We start from the raw sequence: 19,717 nt of genomic DNA on the forward strand, positions 1-19,717 counted from the left end.
GCGCAGCGGAGCGTCTTCGTGGGGTGAGCTCACGGGCGCCGCCACCGGCGGCCCTCGGCGGCGAGCATGTCGTCGGCGGCCCGCGGGCCCCACTCGCCGGCCCGGTACGGCTCCGGTGTGCTGCCGGCCCAGAACTCCTCGAGCGGGTCGATGACCGACCAGGACGCCTCGACCTCGGCGTTGCGGGGGAAGAGGGTGGCGTCGCCGAGCAGCACGTCGAGCAGCAGTCGCTCGTAGGCCTCGGGGCTGGCCTCGGTGAACTGCTCGCCGTAGAGGAAGTCCATGGACACGTCCCGGACCTCCATGACGCTGCCGGGGACCTTCGACCCGAACTTGAGGGTGACCCCCTCGTCGGGCTGCACGCGCACGACCAGCTGGTTGTTGCCCAGCTCCTCGGTGTCGGTGTCGGCGAAGGGCAGGTGCGGCGCGCGCTTGAACACCAGCGCGATCTCGGTGACCCGGCGCGGCAGCCGCTTGCCGGTGCGCAGGTAGAACGGCACGCCGGCCCAGCGGCGGGTCTCCACGCCCAGCCGGACCGCGGCGAAGGTCTCCGTGTTCGAGGCCGGGTCGACGCCCTCCTCCTGCCGGTAGCCGGTGGCCCGCTGGCCGGCCAGCCAGCCCTGCTCGTACTGGCCACGGACGGCGAAGGTGCGCAGGTCCTCGGGCAGCGACACCGCCCGCAGCACCTTGAGCTTCTCGGTGCGGATCTCGTCGGCGGAGAACTCGACCGGCTCCTCCATGGCGGTCAGCGCCAGCAGCTGCAGCAGGTGGTTCTGCAGCACGTCGCGGGCGGCGCCGGTCCGCTCGTAGAAGCCCGCGCGGCCGCCGATGCCGACGTCCTCGGCCATGGTGATCTGCACCGAGTCGACGTGGTGGCCGTTCCACACCGGCTCGAACAGCGTGTTGGCGAACCGCAGCGCCAACAGGTTCTGGACGGTCTCCTTGCCCAGGTAGTGGTCGATCCGGAAGACGTCCTCGGCGCTGAACACCGAGTCGACCAGCTCGTTGAGCTCCCGGCTGGACGCGAGGTCGTTGCCGAAGGGCTTCTCGACGACGACCCGCCGCCACCGGTCGGGCGTGCTCTCGGCCATGCCGGTGCGCTGCATCTGCTTGAGCACGACGGGGAACATCGCCGGCGGGATCGACAGGTAGAACGCCGCGTTGCCGCCGATGCCGTGGCTGCCCTCCAGCTCGTCGAGCGTGGCGGCCAGCTCGTCGAAGGCGTTGTCGTCGTCGAAGGAGCCCTGGACGAAGCGGACGCTGGCGGCCAGCCGCTCCCAGACCTCCTCGCGCCACGGGGTGCGGGCGGCCTTGCGGGCGGCGTCGCGGGCGAGCTCGGCGAAGTCCTGGTTGCCCCAGTCGCGCCGGGCGAGGCCCAGCAGGGCGAAGTTGGTGGGCAGCAGCCCCCGGTTGGCCAGGTCGTACACGGCCGGGAGCAGCTTCTTGCGGGCCAGGTCGCCGGTGATGCCGAAGACCACGAGGGCGCACGGTTCGGGGACGCGCGGCAGCCGCCGGTCGCGCGGGTCCCGGAGCGGGTTGGGGAACATGGGCCCTCCTCGAGGGTGGTGCAGGGGCGCCCGCCGGGGGACGGCCCCCGGCCGGGCACGGGGTCAGGCGGCGGCGCGCAGCACCTGGTCGATGCCCGCGGACCGGTCGGTCAGGTGCAGGTGCAGCAGCGGCCGCTGCCGGTCGGCGAGCGCCTGCCGGTCGCCGGCGGCCTGCGCGGCCTGCAGCGTGCCGAAGGAGTACGGCCGGTCGGGGACGGGCAGGTCCTGCGCCACCGCGCCGGTGAGCTGCAGGTGCACGCCGACCTGCGGGCCCCCCGCGTGGTACTGGCCGGTGGAGTGCAGGAACCGCGGCCCCCACCCGAAGGTCACCGCGTGCCGGCTGCGCCGGGCCAGGGCGGCCCGCAGCTCCCCGGCCCGGGCGTCGGCCTGCCGGTCGAGGTAGGCCGTGACCGCGAGGTACCCCCGCGGCGGCACCGCGGCCAGCAGCGCGTCGAGGGCCAGGGTGAGCCCGTCGGTCTGCGACAGGTCGACGCCGTCGAGCACGCCGCCGGAGGCGTGCAGCCGCACCGCGCCCAGCGTGGTCACCGGCCGCTTGTCGGGCGGCCCGCCGTCGAGGATGCGGGCGGTGTCCTCCCTGCTGCCGGTTCCGTCCGGCTGGTCGAACGGGTTGATCCCGAGCACCCGCCCGGCCACCGCCGTCGCGTACTCCCAGCCGAGGAACTGCGCACCGAGCGGGCCGGTGACGCCGACGGAGGGCCGGCCCTCCACCGGGCCGCCGCCGACGACGGCGAGCAGCGCGTCCGGCGCCGCCACCCCGGGGGCGTCGACCGACTCCAGGACGACGGGCAGCACACCGCGGCCCTGCTTGCCGGTGGACTCCGCGACGAGGTGCTCGACCCAGTCGCCGAAGCCCTCGATCCGCGTGCCGTCGCCGCGGGTCCCGCCGTCGACCAGCGCGATCTTGTCCCGGCCGGTGCGGAAGCCGGCACCGATCGCCACGCCCAGCTCCAGCGCCGCGTTCCCCGGCTCGGCCAGGTGCTCGGCGAGGTCGGCGGCGTCGTCGAGCAGGGGGGTGACGTCGACGCCGGCCAGCGCCGCGGGCACCAGGCCGAAGGCCGACAGCGCGCTGTACCGGCCGCCGACGTGCGGGTCGGCGAGGAAGACCGCGCGGGCGCCCATGGCCGCCGCGGTCTCCGCCAGCGGCGAGCCCGGGTCGGTGACGACGACGAACCGACGGCCCACCTGCGTGTCGTCCAGCCCGGCCTCGGCGAAGGCGGCGAGGAACGCGCGCCGGTGGCTGTCGGCCTCCACCGTGCCGCCGGACTTCGAGCTGACCACGACGACGGTGCGGTGGAGGTCGGTCATCGCCGCGGCGACCTGGCCGGGGTCGGTGGTGTCGAGCACGACCAGCGGCACGCCCGCCGTCCGGCAGACGACACCCGCCGCCAGCGACGAGCCGCCGATCCCGGCGAGGACCACCCGGTCCAGGCCCTCGGCGGCCAGCTCGGCGCGCAGCCCGGTCAGCCGGGCGAGCAGCTCCCGGCTGGTCGCCGGCAGGTCGAGCCAGCCGAGGCGCACGGACGCCTCGGCCTCGGCCTCGGGGCCCCAGAGGGTGACGTCCTTGCCGACCAGCCGGGCGGCGACGTCGTCGTCGGCCAGCTGGGTGCGGACGACCTCCGGGACCTCGAGACCACTGCTGAGGACCCGCAAGGTCACGCCTTGTCCTCCAGCTGTTCGCGCACCGAGGCGGTCAGCTCGTCCCACGAGTCGGCGAACTTCTGCACGCCCTCGTCCTCGATCACCCGGAAGACGTCGTCGAGGTCGACCCCGGCATCGGCGACCGCCTTCATCGTCGCGGCGGCCTCCTCGTAGGTCTTCTGCACCGGGGTGCCGGGGCTGCCGTGGTCGGCGTAGGCCATGAGCGTCTTCTCCGGCATGGTGTTCACCGTGCCGGGGGCGACGAGCTCGCTGACGTAGAGGGTGTCGGGGTAGTCGGGGTTCTTCACGCCGGTCGAGGCCCACAGCGGCCGCTGCGGGCGGGCCCCCTCGTCCTCCAGCGCCTTCCAGCGGTCGGAGGAGAAGACCTCCTCGTACGCCTGGTAGGCGAGCTGGGCGTTGGCCAGCGCGGCCTTGCCCTTGAGCGAGGGGTCGGCCCCGGCCTTCTCCAGCCGCTTGTCGATCTCGGTGTCGACGCGCGACACGAAGAAGGACGCCACCGAGGCGATGTGCGACAGCTCGGCGTCGGGGTCCTCCGCCAGCCGCTGCTCCAGCCCGGACAGGTAGGCGTCCATGACGGCGCGGTACCGCTCGGGGCTGAAGATGAGGGTGACGTTGACGCTGATGCCGCGGGCGATCGAGGTGGTGATCGCCGACAGCCCCTCCTCGGTCGCCGGGATCTTGATGAACAGGTTGGGCCGGTCGACCAGCCACCACAGGTGGGCGGCCTCGGCGGCCGTCGCGTCGGTGTCGTGCGCGAGGCCGGGGGCGACCTCGAGCGACACCCGGCCGTCCCCGGGCTGCCGCTGGGCGACCGGCGCCAGCAGGTCGCAGGCGTCGCGGACGTCGGCGGCGGTGATGGTGCGCAGCGCCTCCTCGACGCTCACCTTCCGGACGGCCATCGCGTGCAGCTGGTCGTCGTAGGAGTCCGACCCGCTGATCGCCGCGGCGAAGATGGTCGGGTTCGTGGTGACGCCGACGACGGAGTGCTCGTCGACCAGCGACTGCAGGTTCCCGCTGCGGATGCGGTCGCGGGACAGGTCGTCGAGCCAGACGGCGACGCCGGCCTCCGACAGCTCGGCCAGCTTCTCGTTCTGTGCCATGGTCAGGTTCCTCCCGGACTGGTGGTGTGCGGCCCCCTGCAGGGTCCCGCCGCGAGCGTGCGAATTGTGGAGTTGGCCCCACTGCAGGGGCCCACCGCGAGCGTGCGAGTGGTGGGGGGCAGTGGGGTCCTGTCACCTTCTTCAGCGGTCGCCGGTCGGGTGGGGCAGGCCGCCGGTCGCGGCGACCGGGCCCGCCGGGACGGCGGCGCCGGAACGGGCCGCCTCGATGCTCTCGCGGGCGGCGGTGACGACGGCCTCGTCGGTGAGCCCGAACTGCTCGTAGAGGACGGAGTAGGCGGCGCTGGCGCCGTAGTGGGTCAGGCCCACGATCCGCCCGGCGTCGCCGACGAACTCCCGCCAGCCCATGGGGACGCCGGCCTCGACGCTCACGCGGGCGCGGACCGTCGGCGGCAGCACCTCGTCCTTGTAGGCCTGGTCCTGGTCGGCGAACCACTCGACGCAGGGCACCGAGACCACGCGGGTCGGGACGCCGTCGGCCTCCAGCCGCTCGCGCGCGGCCACGGCGATCTGCACCTCCGAGCCGGTGCCCAGCAGGATCACCTCGGGGTCGCCGCTCGAGGCGTCGGCCAGCACGTAGGCGCCGCGCGCGGTGCCCTCGGCCGAGCCCATCCGGGCCCGGTCGAACACCGGCAGGTTCTGCCGCGACAGCAGCAGGCCGGCCGGGCGGTCGCTGTTCTCCAGCACCGTGCGCCAGGCGACGGCCACCTCGTTGGCGTCGGCCGGGCGGACGACGTCGAGGCCGGGGATCGCGCGCAGCGCGGCGAAGTGCTCGATCGGCTGGTGCGTCGGGCCGTCCTCGCCGAGGCCGATCGAGTCGTGCGTCCAGACGTAGGTGACCGGCAGCTGCATGAGCGCGGCCAGCCGGACCGCACCGCGCATGTAGTCGGAGAAGGTGAGGAAGGTGCCCCCGTAGACGCGGGTGCCGCCGTGCAGCGCGATGCCGTTCATGATCGCGCCCATGGCGTGCTCGCGGACGCCGAAGTGCAGGGTCCGGCCGTAGGGGCCGCCGTTCCACATCTTCGTCTGGCGGTCGGCGGGCAGGAACGACGGCTCGCCCTCGACGGCGGTGTTGTTGCTCTCCGCCAGGTCGGCCGACCCGCCCCACAGCTCGGGCAGTGCCGGGTAGAGGGCGGCGAGCACCTTGCCCGACGCCTTGCGGGTGGCCACGCCCTTCGGGTCGGCGTCGAAGGTGGGCAGGGCCTCGGCGAAGTCCTCGGGCAGCCGGCGCTCGCCCATGCGCTCCAGGAGGGCGGCGCGCTCGGGCTCGGCCTGCGTCCAGGCGTCGAAGCGCTGCTGCCACTCGGCGTGCTCCTGCCGGCCCTCCTCGACGACCGAGCGGGCGTGGGCGAGGACCTCGTCGTCGACCTGGAAGGTCTGCTCCGGGTCGAAGCCCAGGAGCTCCTTGGTGGCCCGCACCTCGTCGTCGCCGAGCGCCGAGCCGTGCGCGGCGCCGGTGTTCTGCTTGTTGGGCGCCGGCCAGGCGATGATCGTCCGCAGCACGATGATCGACGGGCGGCCGGTCTCGGCCTTGGCGGCGGCGAACGCGGCGTCCACGGCAGCGAGGTCCTCGCCGTCGTCGACGTGCTGCACGTGCCAGCCGTAGGCCTCGTAGCGCTTGCCGACGTCCTCGGTGAAGGCGACGGTCGTGTCGTCCTCGATGGAGATCCGGTTGTCGTCGTAGACGAGCACCAGGTTGCCCAGCTGCTGGGTGCCGGCCAGCGAGGAGGCCTCGCCGCTGACGCCCTCCTCCAGGTCGCCGTCGGAGGCGAAGGCCCAGATGGTGTGGTCGAAGAGGCTCTCGCCCTCGGGGGTGTCGGGGTCGAGCAGGCCGCGCTCGCGGCGGGCGGCCATCGCCATGCCCACGGCGTTCCCGACGCCCTGGCCCAATGGACCGGTCGTCGTCTCCACGCCGGGGGTGTGGTTGACCTCGGGGTGGCCGGGCGTCTTCGAGCCCCAGGTGCGCAGGGCCTGCAGGTCCTCGAGCTCCAGGCCGTAGCCGGAGAGGTACAGCTGCACGTACAGCGTCAGGCTCGAGTGGCCCATCGACAGGACGAACCGGTCGCGGGCGGCCCAGTTCGCGTCGGTGGGGTCGTGCCGCAGCCACTTGTGGAAGAGCAGGTAGGCGGTGGGCGCCATGCTCATCGCGGTGCCGGGGTGGCCGTTGCCGACCTTCTGGACGGCGTCCATGGCCAGCACGCGGGCGGTGTCGATGGCCCGGCGGTCGAGGTCGCCGAGGTCGTCGGGCAGCGTCGGGTGCGGCTGGCGCGGCGAGCCGGTGGGAGTGTCGGTCGCGGCCTCGGCGGGGGCCTCGGACTCGGTGCTCCGGGTGTCCGTCGCGTTGGTGTCCATGTCGGGCGGTGCTCCTCGAGGTCGGCCGTGTACGGGGCCGTCCGGGGGACCGGTGTCCCGTGCTCCCGGGCGGGTGACGCGGTTCGGTGCCCGGCAGGGCGCCGTGCCTCCGGGCGTCGCTGACCCGAGACGTCCGTCGTCGTCACCGACGGCCCTACCCGCTGTTCCCGCAGCGTCAACGTGATCGGACCCTAGTCATCCCGAGCCGTCCCCGGAGTGGCCGCGGGCTACAGTGGGACCCGATCCATCCCCGGTTCGAAGGGACCTCCGTGCTGTCTTCCTGCTCGGTGGTGCCCCGGCACCCGTGCCCGCGCACGGGAGAGACCGCCCGGTGACGGCGATCTCCGAGCGACCGGTCGTCTCCGCCCGGCGGCTGCCCGCCGTCCTGCGGGCCTACGTGGCGCTGACCAAGCCGCGGATCATCGAGCTCCTGCTCGTCACGACCCTGCCGGCGATGATGCTGGCGGCCGGTGGCTGGCCGTCGTGGGGCCTGTTGGGCGCCACGATGGCGGGCGGGACCCTGGCGGCGGGGGCGGCCAACGTCCTCAACTGCTGGTACGACCGCGACATCGACCGGCTGATGCACCGCACCGAGCGGCGGCCCCTGGTGACGGGCGAGGTCACGCCGCCCGCCGCGCTGCTCTTCGGCCTGGTGCTCAGCGTGGTGTCGGTCGCCCTGCTGTACCTGGCGACGACGCCGCTGGCTGCGTTCCTGGCCGCCGGGGCGATCGCCTACTACGCCGTCGTCTACACGATGGTGCTCAAGCGGCACACCCGGCACTCGACGCTGTTCGGCGGGGTGCCCGGGGCCGCGCCGGTGCTCATCGGCTGGGCCGCGGTCACCGGCTCGCTCGCCTGGCCGGCGGTGGTCTTCTTCGGCGTCGTCTTCTGCTGGCAGCTGCCGCACTTCTGGGCGCTGGCCATGCGGTTCCGCACCGACTACGCGCGCGCCGACGTCCCGATGCTGCCGGTCGTCGCGACCGCGCTGTCGGTGGGCCGGCAGACCGTCGCCTGGACCTGGCTGACCGTCGCGGTCTCGCTGCTGCTCTGGCCGGTCGGTGCCTCGATCGGCATCGGGCCGCTGTACACCGCCGCCGCCGCCGCGCTGGGCGTCTGGTTCGTCGTCGAGGCGCACCGGCTGCTCGGCCGCATCCGCCGCGGCGACGAGACCCGCCCGATGCAGCTGTTCCACATCTCGATCAGCTACATGGCGCTGCTCTCCGTCGCGATCATCGTCGACGTCCTCGTCTGAGGAAGGACCCCCTCACCCCCACCGCGCGCAGGCCCCGTGGCGGGCCCGGGACGGGGCCGCCGTCGTGTCCGTCGAGATGCGGCGCAGCGTCGTCCTCGGACCCGGATGACCGCGCTCGGGCGCATCTCGGTGCGGGGGGCTCAGCGCGCCAGGGAACGGTCGCCCGGCCGCGGTGTCGTCAGCGGGTGGCGGTGGCGCGGACGGCGGCGGTGTCGAGCGGCTGCTCGCTCGCCGGCCCGCGCACCGACCACACCAGCCGGGCCGTGAACACGGTGACCAGCACCGCGCCGAGCATGTGCAGGAGCACCAGCACGACCGGCAGCCCGGTGAAGTACTGGACGAACCCGACCAGCCCCTGGGCGAGCTGGACGACCAGCAGGTCGCGCGCGGCGCGCGTGACGCGGCCGGGGGCGTCGGTGGCGTGCAGCGCCACCAGCATCGCGACGGTCAGGCCGACCAGCAGGAAGACGGCGTCGGCGTGCACCTGGCTGATCGTCTCCAGGTCGAAGCCCATGCGATCGCCGGTCGGGACGTCGTCCTCGTCGACGTCGCCGCTGTGCGGCCCGCTGCCCGTCACGAGCGTGCCGAGCACCAGGACGGCGGCGGTGACCGCGGCGATGCCCCGGACCAGGAGGGCGAGCGGACGGCGGACCAGCGGCCGGCCGACGCCGGGCTCCCGCGACCGCAGCCACAGGACGGTCGCGATCGCGATGAGCACCGTGGAGATCAGGAAGTGCGCGGCGACGGTCCACGGGTTGAGTCCGGTGAGCACCGTGACCCCGCCGAGGCCGGCCTGGGCCGGGATGCCCAGGAAGCTGAGCAGGGCCAGCGGGCGCAGGTCGCGGCGGGACGACCGCCAGACGGCCACGACCACGGCCAGGGCCACGGCGGCGAGCACGAAGGTCAGCGTGCGGTTGCCGAACTCGATGACCCCGCGGACGCCCATCTCGGGCGTGGTGACCAGGCTCTCCTCGGTGCACGTGGGGAACGTCGGGCAACCCAGGCCGGAACCGGTGAGCCGGACGGCCCCGCCCGTGACGACGATCGCACCGTTCGCGACCAGGTTGACGAGGGCGACCCGCGAGACGAGCGAGGGGGTGACCTGCACGTCCCGATGCTAGCCGCGCGGACGGGCGCGTCCTGTTCGCCGGGAGCGAGGAAGGTCCCCGCTGCCCCGCTCCCACGCTCGCGGCGGGACGCTGCAGCGGGGCCGAGTGCGACCCGCCCCACGGCCCCGTCCGGAGGCTCGCCCCGAGCTCGCGAGGAGTGAGGGGGACGGGGTCCTTCCACTGCCCGGTCCGGGACGGGGACGGGTGGTCCGGGTTAGGTGCACCTTCCTTGCGGGCCCCCCGATATAGGTCACAATCGTGTTGTGGAAAGCGACGCGGCGCAGGTGGGGACGGTGCGGGCCGACGACGTCCGCACGCGCGACCGCGTGACCGCGCTGCTGCTCGAGCACGGTCCGCAGACAGCCAGCGAGCTGGCCGGCCGGCTGGGCATCAGCCCGGCCGCCGTCCGGCGCCACCTCGACGCCCTGGCCGCGCGCGGGCGGGTCGAGGAGCGCGCGACGTCGGGTGCGCACCGGGGGAGGGGCCGGCCCGCCCGGCGCTTCCACCTCACCGACGCCGGCCGCTCCGGGTTCGGGCACGCCTACGACGACCTGGCGCTCACCGCGCTCCGCTACGTCGCCGCCTCCGGCGGGCCGGACGCCGTCCGCGCCGTCGCCGAGGCGCAGCTCGCCGGGCTGGAGCAGCGCGCCTCGGACGCCGTCGCCCGCGCCGCGGGCGCCCCGGTCGACCGGGCGCAGGCACTCGCCGAGGCGCTCACGACCGAGGGCTACGCTGCCTCGGCCTCGGCGATCTCCGGCGGCGGGCAGCTCTGCCAGCACCACTGCCCGGTGGCGCACGTCGCGGCGGAGTTCCCGCAGCTGTGCGAGGCCGAGACGGCGGTGATCGGCCGGCTGGTGGGTACGCACGTCCAGCGCCTGGCCACCATCGCCCACGGCGACGGCGTCTGCACCACCCACATCCCCGGCCCGCGACGGCCGGGGAACGGGCCGGCCGGCAGCGGCCCGGACCACACCCGCGGGGGGAACAGATCCCTGGCCGCGGGCCCTGTACCAGGTGAGCGAGCAGCGCGGGTCCCGCGCACCGCACCGTCCACCAGCACCACCCCCACGAACGACCGGGAGAGGACGCCCGCATGACCAGCACGCAGCAGCCGGTGGCCGGCACGCCGCTGACGCAGGACGAGCAGATCGACCAGCTCGGCCGCTACCAGTACGGCTGGGCCGACACCGACGTGGCCGGGTCCACCGCCCGGCGGGGTCTGTCCGAGGAGGTCGTCCGCGACATCTCGGCGCTCAAGAGCGAGCCCGAGTGGATGCTCGAGCGCCGCCTCAAGGCCATCAAGCTCTTCGGCCGCAAGCCCATGCCCGACTGGGGCTCGGACCTGTCCGGCATCGACTTCCAGAACATCAAGTACTTCGTGCGCTCGACCGAGGCGCAGGCCGCCTCGTGGGACGAGCTGCCCGAGGACATCAAGAACACCTACGACAAGCTGGGCATCCCCGAGGCGGAGAAGCAGCGGCTGATCTCCGGTGTCGCGGCCCAGTACGAGTCCGAGGTCGTCTACCACAAGATCCGCGAGGACCTCGAGGAGCAGGGTGTCCTGTTCCTCGACACCGACACCGCCCTCAAGGAGCACCCGGAGCTCTTCCGCGAGTACTTCGGCACGGTGATCCCGTCCGGCGACAACAAGTTCGCCGCGCTGAACACCGCGGTGTGGTCGGGCGGCTCGTTCATCTACGTGCCCAAGGGCGTGCAGGTCGAGATCCCGCTGCAGGCCTACTTCCGGATCAACACCGAGAACATGGGCCAGTTCGAGCGGACGCTGATCATCGTCGACGAGGGCGCCTACGTGCACTACGTCGAGGGCTGCACCGCGCCGATCTACAAGTCGGACTCGCTGCACTCCGCGGTCGTCGAGATCATCGTCAAGAAGAACGCGCGCTGCCGGTACACGACCATCCAGAACTGGTCGAACAACGTCTACAACCTGGTCACCAAGCGGGCGATCGCCCACGAGGGCGCGACCATGGAGTGGATCGACGGCAACCTCGGCTCCAAGGTCACCATGAAGTACCCGGCCGTCTGGATGACCGGCGAGCACGCCAAGGGCGAGGTCCTGTCCATCGCCTTCGCGGGCGAGGGCCAGCACCAGGACGCCGGCGCCAAGATGGTGCACGCCGCCCCCCACACCTCCTCGACCATCGTCTCGAAGTCGGTGGCCCGCGGCGGTGGCCGGACGTCCTACCGCGGCCTCGTGCAGATCGACGAGGGTGCCCACGGCTCGAAGTCGACGGTCAAGTGCGACGCCCTGCTGGTCGACACGATCAGCCGGTCGGACACCTACCCCTACGTCGACGTCCGCGAGGACGACGTGTCGATGGGCCACGAGGCGACCGTCTCCCGGGTCAGCGAGGACCAGCTCTTCTACCTGATGAGCCGCGGTCTGTCCGAGGACGAGGCCATGGCGATGGTGGTGCGCGGGTTCGTCGAGCCGATCGCCCGCGAGCTGCCCATGGAGTACGCCCTCGAGCTGAACCGCCTGATCGAGCTGCAGATGGAAGGTGCCGTCGGCTGATGTCGGCAGAGACCACCCCCGCCAACACCACCGGCCTCACCACCGAGTCGGCCACCCTCGCCGGCGAGCTGTTCGCCGAGGGCGTCGGTGCGCAGGCCGGCCCGCCGAGCACCCCGGCCGCCGGCACCGGCAGCGCTGGGCAGGCCGCGCCGGGTGCGCACTCGCACGGCGGGCCGGTCCCCACCGGCTCGCCGTCCGAGCGGTTCACCTCGACCGACCCGGACGCCTTCGCCGCGCCCACCGGCCGGGAGGAGGAGTGGCGCTTCACCCCGATGCGCCGCGTCCGTCCGCTGCTCGACGGCGCCCCGTCCGACGCGCACCTGACCTGGACGACCGACCTGCCCGACGGTGTCGAGCTCACCAGCGTCGACGCCGACGACCCGCTGCTCAAGGGCCTGCCCGAGCCGGTCGACCGGCTCGCCGCGCTGGCCCGCCAGCGCAGTGGCGGCGCGGCCGTCGTCCGGGTGCCCGCGGAGGTGCAGCTGGACCGGCCGGTCGTCCTCGGCCTGGCCGGCACCGGCAGCCCGGGCGACCCGGGCGAGGTCGTGTGGGGCCAGCTCGTCGTCGAGGTCGGCGCGTTCGCGAAGGCGACCGTCGTCCTCGACCACAGCGGCCTGGCCCGCTACGCCGGCGGTGTCGCCGTCCTCGTGGGCGACGGCGCGCAGGTGAAGGTCGTGTCGGTGCAGGAGTGGGCGCCCGGCGCGGTGCACGGCGGGCAGTTCGACGCCGTCGTCGGCCGCGACGCCTCCTTCAGCCAGGTCGTGGTCACCCTCGGCGGCGACCTCGTCCGGCTGGTCAGCAACGTGCAGTACGCCGGCCCCGGCGGGACGGCGGAGCTGTTCGGCGTCTACTTCTCCGACGAGACCCAGCACCAGGAGCACCGGCTCTGGGTCGACCACGCGGTGCCCAACTGCACCAGCAACGTGCTCTACAAGGGCGCGCTGCAGGGCGAGGGCGCCCGCACGGTGTGGATCGGCGACGTCCGGATCCGCCCGGCGGCCACCGGCACCGACACCTACGAGCTCAACCGCAACCTGGTGCTCACCGACGGCGCCCGCGCCGACTCGGTGCCCAACCTGGAGATCGAGACCGGCGAGATCGTCGGCGCCGGCCACGCCAGCGCCACGGGCCGGTTCGACGACGAGCAGCTGTTCTACCTCTGCTCGCGCGGCATCGACGCCGAGACCGCCCGCCGCCTGGTCGTGCGCGGCTTCTTCGCCGACGTCGTCCAGCGGATCGGGCTGCCCCAGCTGCAGGACCGGCTGATGCGCTCGATCGAGACCCGCCTGGGCGCGCTGCCCGCCCTCGACGAGCAGCCGGTCGAGGTGGCCTGACCATGGCCTTCGAGCGGGTCTGCGGGCTCTCGGAGGTGCCGGAGGACGGCGCCCTGCGGGTCGAGCTGGCTGACATCGACGTGGCCGTCGTCCGCTTCGAGGGCGACGTCTACGCGATCCAGGACGTCTGCTCGCACGCCGAGGTCCCGCTGTCCGAGGGCGACGTCGAGGAGTTCGGCGGCGCCCCCACCATCGAGTGCTGGCTGCACGGGTCGTGCTTCGACCTGCGCACCGGCGAGCCCACCAACCTGCCGGCCACCGAGCCGGTCGACGTCTACCCGGTCCGCGTGGACGGGGAGGACGTGTACGTCGACACGCACGCCGACGGCACGCGCCCCCTGGCCTCCGCCGACGACCGGGCCGCGAACTGAGGAGCGAGAAGACAAGTGTCCGTGCTGGAGATCCACGACCTGCACGTCAGCGTGGGCGAGGGTGACGACGCCAAGGAGATCCTCCGCGGCGTCGACCTGACCGTCCGCTCGGGCGAGACGCACGCGATCATGGGGCCGAACGGGTCGGGCAAGTCGACCCTGGCCTACTCGATCGCCGGGCACCCGAAGTACACGATCACCGGCGGCACGGTGACCCTCGACGGCGAGGACGTCCTCGCGATGACCGTCGACGAGCGTGCCCGCGCCGGCCTGTTCCTGGCCATGCAGTACCCGGTCGAGGTCCCCGGCGTCTCGGTGTCGAACTTCCTGCGCACCGCCGCCACCGCCATCAAGGGCGAGGCCCCGAAGCTGCGCACCTGGGTCAAGGACGTCAAGACCGAGATGTCCGGCCTGGAGATGGACCCGGCGTTCGCCGAGCGCAACGTCAACGAGGGCTTCTCCGGCGGGGAGAAGAAGCGCCACGAGATCCTGCAGATGCGGCTGCTCAAGCCGAAGGTCGCGATCCTCGACGAGACCGACTCCGGCCTCGACGTCGACGCCCTGCGGGTCGTCTCCGAGGGCGTCAACCGCACCCGCGAGGAGGGTGACGTCGGCGTCCTGCTGATCACCCACTACACGCGGATTCTGCGCTACATCAAGCCCGACTTCGTGCACGTGTTCGTCGCCGGCCGGGTCGTCGACGAGGGCGGCCCGGAGCTGGCGGCCAAGCTCGAGGACGAGGGCTACGCCGCGTACGTCAAGGACTCCAACGAGCAGGCGAGCGCCGAGAAGGCCGCCGCGGAGGTCGCATCAGCGTGACCGAGCTCGCGAGGTCCGCCATGAGTGAGGCGACCCGGGGCACTGCCTCGACGAGCGCCAGCGAGGAGATGAAGTGACCCAGACCGTCTCGCGTCCCGGCACCGGGGCGCACGAGGCCCCGCTGCCGCTGGACGTCGAGGCGATCCGGGCGGACTTCCCGATCCTGACGCGCACCGTCCGCGACGGGAAGCGGCTGGTGTACCTCGACTCCGGCGCCACCTCGCAGAAGCCGCGCAGCGTCCTGGACGCCGAGCGCGACTTCTACGAGCGGATCAACGCCGCCCCGCACCGGGGCGCGCACCAGCTGGCCGAGGAGGCCACCGGCGCCTACGAGTCGGCGCGGGCGCGGATCGGCGCCTTCATCGGTGCGCCGGCCGAGGAGGTCGTGTTCACGCGCAACTCCACCGAGGCGATCAACCTCGTGGCGTACTCGCTGTCGAACGCGATCACGGCCAAGGACCCGGCGCACCGCCGCTACGCCGTCGGCCAGGGCGACGAGATCGTCGTGACCGAGATGGAGCACCACGCCAACCTGGTGCCCTGGCAGCAGCTGTGCGAGCGCACCGGCGCCACGCTGCGCTGGCTGGGCCTCACCGACGGCGGCCGGCTCGACCTCTCCGACCTCGCCACCGTGGTCAACGAGCGGACGAAGCTGGTCGCGGTCACCCAGCAGTCGAACATCCTCGGCACGATCAACCCGCTGGACGGGATCATCGCCCGGGCCCGCGAGGTCGGCGCCCTGGTGCTGGTCGACGGCGCGCAGTCGGTGCCGCACCAGCCGGTCGACGTCGCCACCCTCGGCGCGGACTTCCTCGTCTTCTCCGGCCACAAGATGCTGGGTCCGACCGGCATCGGCGTGCTGTGGGGCCGCTACGACGTCCTCGACGCGATGCCGCCGTTCCTGACGGGCGGCTCGATGATCGAGGTCGTGCGCATGGAGGGCAGCACCTTCATGCCCCCGCCGCAGCGCTTCGAGGCCGGCGTCCCGATGACCGCGCAGGCGATCGGGCTGGGTGCCGCCGTCGACTACCTGCAGGCGCTCGGGATGGACCGGGTGCAGGCGCACGAGGAGGCCCTGACCGGCTACGCCCTCGAGCAGCTGCAGGCCATCCCCGGCGTCACCGTGATCGGCCCGCCCGACACCGTGGCCCGCGGCGGCGCGGTCTCCTTCACCGTCGAGGGCATCCACCCGCACGACGTCGGCCAGGTGCTCGACGACCTCGGCATCGCCGTGCGCGTGGGGCACCACTGCGCCTGGCCGGTGGTCCGGCGCTACGGCGTCCCGGCGACCACGCGGGCGACGTTCTACGTGCACACCGGGTACGACGACGTCGACGCGCTCGTGGAAGGTGTGCGGGCCGCGCAGCGTTTCTTCGGGGTGACACCGGAGGAGGAGCGCGCCTGATGCAGCTCGAGTCGATGTACCAGGACATCATCCTGGACCACTACCGCAACCCGCACGGCCGCGGGCTGCGCGAGCCGTTCGAGGCCGAGGTGCACCACGTCAACCCCACCTGCGGGGACGAGGTGACGCTGCGGGTGCACCTGGACGGCGACACGATCGCCGACGTGTCCTACGAGGGCATGGGTTGCTCGATCAGCCAGGCGTCGGTCTCGGCGATGTACGACCTGGTGGTCGGCCGCTCGGTGACCGACGCGCTGGGCACCGGTGACCACTTCACGACCCTCATGCACAGCAGGGGCGACGCGGCGGTGGCCGAGGAGCTCGAGGACGAGCTGGAGGACGCCGTGGCGTTCGCCGGGGTGTCGAAGTACCCGGCGCGCATCAAGTGCGCGCTGATGAGCTGGATGGCCCTCAAGGACGCATCCGCCCGCGCTCTGGCGGTCGCCGACCCCGCCATCCCGACCGGAGGACAGAAGGCATGAGCGAGAGCACCGAGAACGCCACCCCGGCCACCGACGGCGCGCCGGGCGACCTGCCGGCCTACAAGTCGGCGCTGCTCGAGGACGTCGAGGAGGCCATGCGCGACGTCGTCGACCCCGAGCTCGGCGTCAACGTCGTCGACCTGGGCCTCGTCTACGGCATCGACGTCGACGACGACAACGTCGCGATCCTGGACATGACGCTCACCTCGGCGGCCTGCCCGCTGACCGACGTCATCGAGGACCAGGCGCGCACCGCCCTGACCGGCGGCCCCGGCCCCGGCCTGGTCGACGACATCCGGATCAACTGGGTGTGGATGCCGCCGTGGGGCCCGGACAAGATCACCGACGACGGTCGCGAGCAGCTGCGCGCGCTCGGCTTCCGCGTCTGACGAAGGACCCCTCCGCCCCCCACCCCTCGCACGCTCGGGGCGGGGCCCTGCGGAGGGGCCGTTCCATCGCGTCACGACCTCACCGCTGCCCGCGCCCTCCGGGGCGCGGGCAGTCGTCGTCCGGGGCAGCACGTGGCACGTCGTCGCCACGGAGGTGGACCGGCTCACCCTGGACCGGGCACGGACGTTGTCCGTGGCGGGCAACCGGGTAGTGCGCCAGCGATCTGTGCGCCCACGCCGCTCGAGGAGCACCGCATGAACGAGACCTTCCGCCTGGGCCGCATCGCCGGCATCCGGGTCGGCGTGAACGCCAGCGTCCTGGTGATCGTGCTGATCATCGCTGGCGGCCTGGCTCTGGGCCGGTTCCCGCTGGTCCTGCCCGGCCGCAGCGGGCTGGCCTACGCGGCCGCCGCCCTGGTGGCCGCGGCGGCCTTCCTCGCCTCGCTCCTGGCGCACGAGCTGGCCCACGCGCTGGTCGCCCGGCGCAACGGGGTGGAGGTGGAGGGCATCACCCTGTGGCTGCTGGGCGGGGTGGCCCGGCTGCGCGGCGGCGCGCGGACCCCCGGGGCGGAGTTCCGCATCGCCGGCGTCGGCCCGCTGACCAGCCTCGTCCTCGGTGGGCTGTTCATGGCGGCCGCCGTCCTGGCGCGGCTGGCCGGCGCCGGGGGGCTGCCCGTGGCCGTCCTGGACTACCTCGCGGTCATCAACGTCTCGCTGGCCCTGTTCAACCTGGTCCCGGCGGCCCCGCTCGACGGCGGGCGGTTGCTGCGGGCGCTGCTGTGGTGGCGGCGCGGCGACCCGTGGTCCTCCGCGGTGACGGCGTCCCGGGCCGGGAGGTTCTTCGGGTTCGCGCTCGTCGCCCTCGGCGCCTTCCAGCTGGTCACCGGCCGCGGGCTGGGCGGGCTGTGGCTGGCGCTGATCGGGCTGTTCCTGGTCAACGCCGCGACCGCCGAGGAGCAGCACGCCCACGCGTCGGCGCGGCTCGGCGGATTGGCGGTCGGCCGGGTGATGAGCGGCCCGGTGCTGCTCGCCGACCCGGAGCAGCCGGTCGAGCAGTTCCTGCACGAGGTGGCGCTCGTGCACCGGTTCAGCACCTACCCGCTGGTCGACCGCGGCGGCGCGCTGGTGGGCCTGGTCACCCTCAACCGGCTGCGGTCGGTGCCGGCGGACGTCCGGCCGACGACGCGGCTGCGCGACGTCGCGTGTCCGCCGTCGGAGATCCCGACCGCCCGCCCGGAGGAGCCGCTGCTCGACCTGCTGGGCCGGATGCAGGGCTGCAGCGACGGGCGGGCGGTGGTCCTCGACGGCGGCCGCGTGGTCGGCGTGGTGTCCCCGAGCGACGTCACGCGGACCCTGCAGCTGGCCGACCTGGCGGCGGCCGGCCGGCACCCCTCCGCCGGTGGCGGGGCCGACGTCACCCGGACGCCGGACCCCGGGCCGCGCTGACCGTCCGCCCCCGGCAACCGGCGGTCAGCGCATCTCCGACAGCCGCGCGCCGAACCCAGCGACCGGGTGGGACTCCCGGCGGGCGCCCAGCACGAGCAGCGCCGTGCCGACGACGAGCACGCCGGCCAGCGGCAGCGGCAGCGCCACCACCACCAGCCCGAGGGCCAGGGTGACGGCGGTGGCCGCCCCGGTGACCAGGGGCGCCCGGAGCGCGGCGCGCGCCGCCGGCGCCATGACCGCCGCGGCCACCAGCAGCACCAGCACCGGCCGCAGGGCGCCCGGCTGCACCACCGCGGCGACGGTCGAGGGCGCCGCCGCGACGACCAGCCCCGGGCCCCACGCAGGCCAGGACGGCCCGCGGGACAGCTCCGGACCGGCGGCCAGCAGCAGCCCCGCGGCGGCCGGCAGGCTCCAGGCCTCCACGGTCGTCGCCCCGGCCAGCGCCGCGCAGGTCCACGCCGCGGCCACCAGTTGCGCCGCGCCGACCCGCCTGGTGGACCCGGCCTCGTCCCGCGCTCCCGTCCCCGGCTGCCGGGCCAGCAGCCTCGCCCACGCGTAGGTCAGCGCACCCTGCACCGCCAGGTGCAGCGCGAGCTGTGCCCAGGCCGCGACGACGGCGAGCACGACGAGTGCCGTGGCGGCGCACGCGGCGCCGGCCGCGCCCGTCGGACCGCGGACGTCGGCGGCCATGCCGGGGCGGGCGGCCAGCGTGGCGGCGAACAGCGCGGTCAGGGCGGCCGCGGACGCCGCGGTCCCCAGGAGCCCGGCCGGGACCGCCAGGAGCGCCGCCGCGGCCAGGCAGCCGACCGCGGTGGGCACGGCGGTCGGGCGCTCGTCGCGGCGCACGGCGGCCACGCCGACCGCGGGCAGCGCGGTGAGCACCAGCAGCAGGACCAGCGCCGGCCACCGCGCGGCCGCGACCAGCTGCGCCACCGACAGGGCGACGAGCACGCCCCCGGCCGCCTCGGCCGCGGGCAGCAGCAGGCCCCGGCGCCAGCCCTCCAGCGTGGCCGCGGCCACCGCGACGAGGTAGACCCCGAGCAGGCCGGCCAGGGGCAGGGGGACCGGCCCGTCGGTGGACAGCGCGGCACCGACGGCCCCGCCGGCGACGAGCCCGGCGAGCACGGGCACCGCCCGCGGCGGCCCGAGCAGCGACCCCACCGACCGGTCCAGCCGCACCGGCAGCAGGGCGGCCGCCACGGCGACGGTGAGCACCGCCGGCAGCCAGCGCGCCGGGCCGCTGTCCGTCGCCGCGCTCACCAGCCCACCGGTGACCCCGGCCGCCCACCACGGCGCGGTGGTCAGCAGCGCGATCCGGGCCAGCCGCGGGCGCCCGGCGAGGGTGACCGCGAGGCCGGTCAGCGCGACCGCCAGCAGCAGCGCCGAGCGCGGGCCGCCGGCGACGAGGTCCAGCGACCGCAGCACGGCGACCTGCAGGGCGACCCACGCGGCGAGCGGCCAGGTCAGCGGACGCGGCCGCAGCACGCGCAGGCCGACGAGCACGGCGGCGAGGACCAGCGTCGGTACCGGACCGCCGTCGAGGGGCCGGTCGCCGGTGGCGGCGCCGGTGAGGGCCAGCGCCGCCGCGGCGGCGGCGCAGGCCTCCTCGGTGCTGCGCAGCGGCGTGCGCCCCGCCCACGCGGACGCCGCCGCGGCCAGGGCCGCGAGCACGAGGACCCCGGTGCGTGCGGCACCGTCACCGACCAGTGCGGGCCCGGCCACACCCGCCGCGACCAGCAGCACCACGCCGACGGCCAGCAGGACCTGGGGTGGCCGCAGCCGCGCGACCGGGTCGCGTGGCGGTGCCGTCCCGCGCGGCGGCGACCCGGGGTAGGGCAGCGGGGGCCGCGGCGCAGACGCCATCGCCGTCCCCCTCC

The 19,717-nt window shown here is 74.3% G+C and carries 16 protein-coding genes; 10 read left to right on the forward strand and 6 right to left on the reverse strand.

The window, feature by feature from the left end; all coding sequences use genetic code 11:
* Window positions 1–29: 29 nt before the first annotated feature.
* From zwf to tkt, 4 genes are all read right to left on the reverse strand, one after another.
* Window positions 30–1,547 (reverse strand): glucose-6-phosphate dehydrogenase, encoded by a 1,518-nt coding sequence (zwf, locus tag ABQ292_RS06935; protein ID WP_369204623.1) that lies wholly within the window; start codon window positions 1,545–1,547, stop codon window positions 30–32.
* Between the two features lie 63 nt (window positions 1,548–1,610).
* Complete coding sequence (locus ABQ292_RS06940; RefSeq protein WP_369204625.1) at window positions 1,611–3,224, reverse strand: phosphoglucose isomerase-related protein; 1,614 nt, start codon at window positions 3,222–3,224, stop codon at window positions 1,611–1,613.
* The gene (gene tal, locus ABQ292_RS06945) at window positions 3,221–4,327 is read right to left on the reverse strand and encodes a transaldolase (RefSeq protein WP_369204627.1); all 1,107 of its coding nucleotides are present in this window, start codon (window positions 4,325–4,327) and stop codon (window positions 3,221–3,223) included. The genes ABQ292_RS06940 and tal overlap by 4 nt, the downstream gene beginning before the upstream one ends.
* A 141-nt stretch (window positions 4,328–4,468) precedes the next feature.
* Window positions 4,469–6,697, reverse strand: a complete 2,229-nt coding sequence (gene tkt, locus ABQ292_RS06950) for a transketolase (protein ID WP_369204629.1) — start codon at window positions 6,695–6,697, stop codon at window positions 4,469–4,471.
* A 331-nt stretch (window positions 6,698–7,028) separates the two neighbouring features.
* Between tkt and ABQ292_RS06955 the strand changes: the two genes are divergently transcribed.
* Window positions 7,029–7,949, forward strand: a complete 921-nt coding sequence (locus ABQ292_RS06955; RefSeq protein ID WP_369204631.1) for a heme o synthase — start codon at window positions 7,029–7,031, stop codon at window positions 7,947–7,949.
* Between the two features lie 178 nt (window positions 7,950–8,127).
* Here ABQ292_RS06955 and ABQ292_RS06960 read toward each other — a convergent pair whose 3' ends face one another.
* The gene (locus ABQ292_RS06960) at window positions 8,128–9,057 is read right to left on the reverse strand and encodes a COX15/CtaA family protein (RefSeq protein ID WP_369204633.1); all 930 of its coding nucleotides are present in this window, start codon (window positions 9,055–9,057) and stop codon (window positions 8,128–8,130) included.
* Between the two features lie 264 nt (window positions 9,058–9,321).
* On the opposite strand from ABQ292_RS06960, the gene ABQ292_RS06965 reads away from it, so the two are divergent.
* The 9 genes from ABQ292_RS06965 (at window position 9,322) to ABQ292_RS07005 (ending at window position 17,840) form a co-directional block, all read left to right on the forward strand.
* The gene (locus ABQ292_RS06965) at window positions 9,322–10,155 is read left to right on the forward strand and encodes a helix-turn-helix transcriptional regulator (protein ID WP_369204635.1); all 834 of its coding nucleotides are present in this window, start codon (window positions 9,322–9,324) and stop codon (window positions 10,153–10,155) included.
* Window positions 10,152–11,594, forward strand: coding sequence for a Fe-S cluster assembly protein SufB (sufB, locus tag ABQ292_RS06970; protein ID WP_369204637.1), 1,443 nt, complete (start codon window positions 10,152–10,154; stop codon window positions 11,592–11,594). Before ABQ292_RS06965 ends, sufB begins: the two co-directional genes overlap by 4 nt.
* Window positions 11,594–12,928 (forward strand): Fe-S cluster assembly protein SufD, encoded by a 1,335-nt coding sequence (gene sufD / locus ABQ292_RS06975; protein WP_369204639.1) that lies wholly within the window; start codon window positions 11,594–11,596, stop codon window positions 12,926–12,928. Before sufB ends, sufD begins: the two co-directional genes overlap by 1 nt.
* A 2-nt stretch (window positions 12,929–12,930) precedes the next feature.
* Window positions 12,931–13,299 carry a non-heme iron oxygenase ferredoxin subunit gene (locus tag ABQ292_RS06980; protein ID WP_369204641.1) on the forward strand — a complete coding sequence of 123 codons (369 nt, stop codon included), beginning with the start codon at window positions 12,931–12,933 and terminating at the stop codon, window positions 13,297–13,299.
* Between the two features lie 15 nt (window positions 13,300–13,314).
* Window positions 13,315–14,118, forward strand: a complete 804-nt coding sequence (gene sufC / locus ABQ292_RS06985; RefSeq protein WP_369204643.1) for a Fe-S cluster assembly ATPase SufC — start codon at window positions 13,315–13,317, stop codon at window positions 14,116–14,118.
* Between the two features lie 73 nt (window positions 14,119–14,191).
* The gene (locus ABQ292_RS06990; protein ID WP_369204645.1) at window positions 14,192–15,523 is read left to right on the forward strand and encodes a cysteine desulfurase; all 1,332 of its coding nucleotides are present in this window, start codon (window positions 14,192–14,194) and stop codon (window positions 15,521–15,523) included.
* Window positions 15,523–16,005, forward strand: coding sequence for a Fe-S cluster assembly sulfur transfer protein SufU (sufU, locus tag ABQ292_RS06995; protein WP_369204647.1), 483 nt, complete (start codon window positions 15,523–15,525; stop codon window positions 16,003–16,005). Before ABQ292_RS06990 ends, sufU begins: the two co-directional genes overlap by 1 nt.
* Window positions 16,002–16,394 (forward strand): metal-sulfur cluster assembly factor, encoded by a 393-nt coding sequence (locus tag ABQ292_RS07000; protein WP_204694012.1) that lies wholly within the window; start codon window positions 16,002–16,004, stop codon window positions 16,392–16,394. Before sufU ends, ABQ292_RS07000 begins: the two co-directional genes overlap by 4 nt.
* A gap of 255 nt (window positions 16,395–16,649) precedes the next feature.
* Complete coding sequence (locus ABQ292_RS07005; RefSeq protein WP_369204649.1) at window positions 16,650–17,840, forward strand: site-2 protease family protein; 1,191 nt, start codon at window positions 16,650–16,652, stop codon at window positions 17,838–17,840.
* Between the two features lie 24 nt (window positions 17,841–17,864).
* Here the strand turns inward: ABQ292_RS07005 and ABQ292_RS07010 are convergent, their stop codons facing one another.
* Complete coding sequence (locus ABQ292_RS07010) at window positions 17,865–19,703, reverse strand: SCO7613 C-terminal domain-containing membrane protein (RefSeq protein WP_369204651.1); 1,839 nt, start codon at window positions 19,701–19,703, stop codon at window positions 17,865–17,867.
* Between the last annotated feature and the right edge of the window lie 14 nt (window positions 19,704–19,717).

Origin of the sequence: Geodermatophilus maliterrae (assembly GCF_041018925.1) — a bacterium.
Lineage (GTDB): Bacteria > Actinomycetota > Actinomycetes > Mycobacteriales > Geodermatophilaceae > Geodermatophilus > Geodermatophilus maliterrae.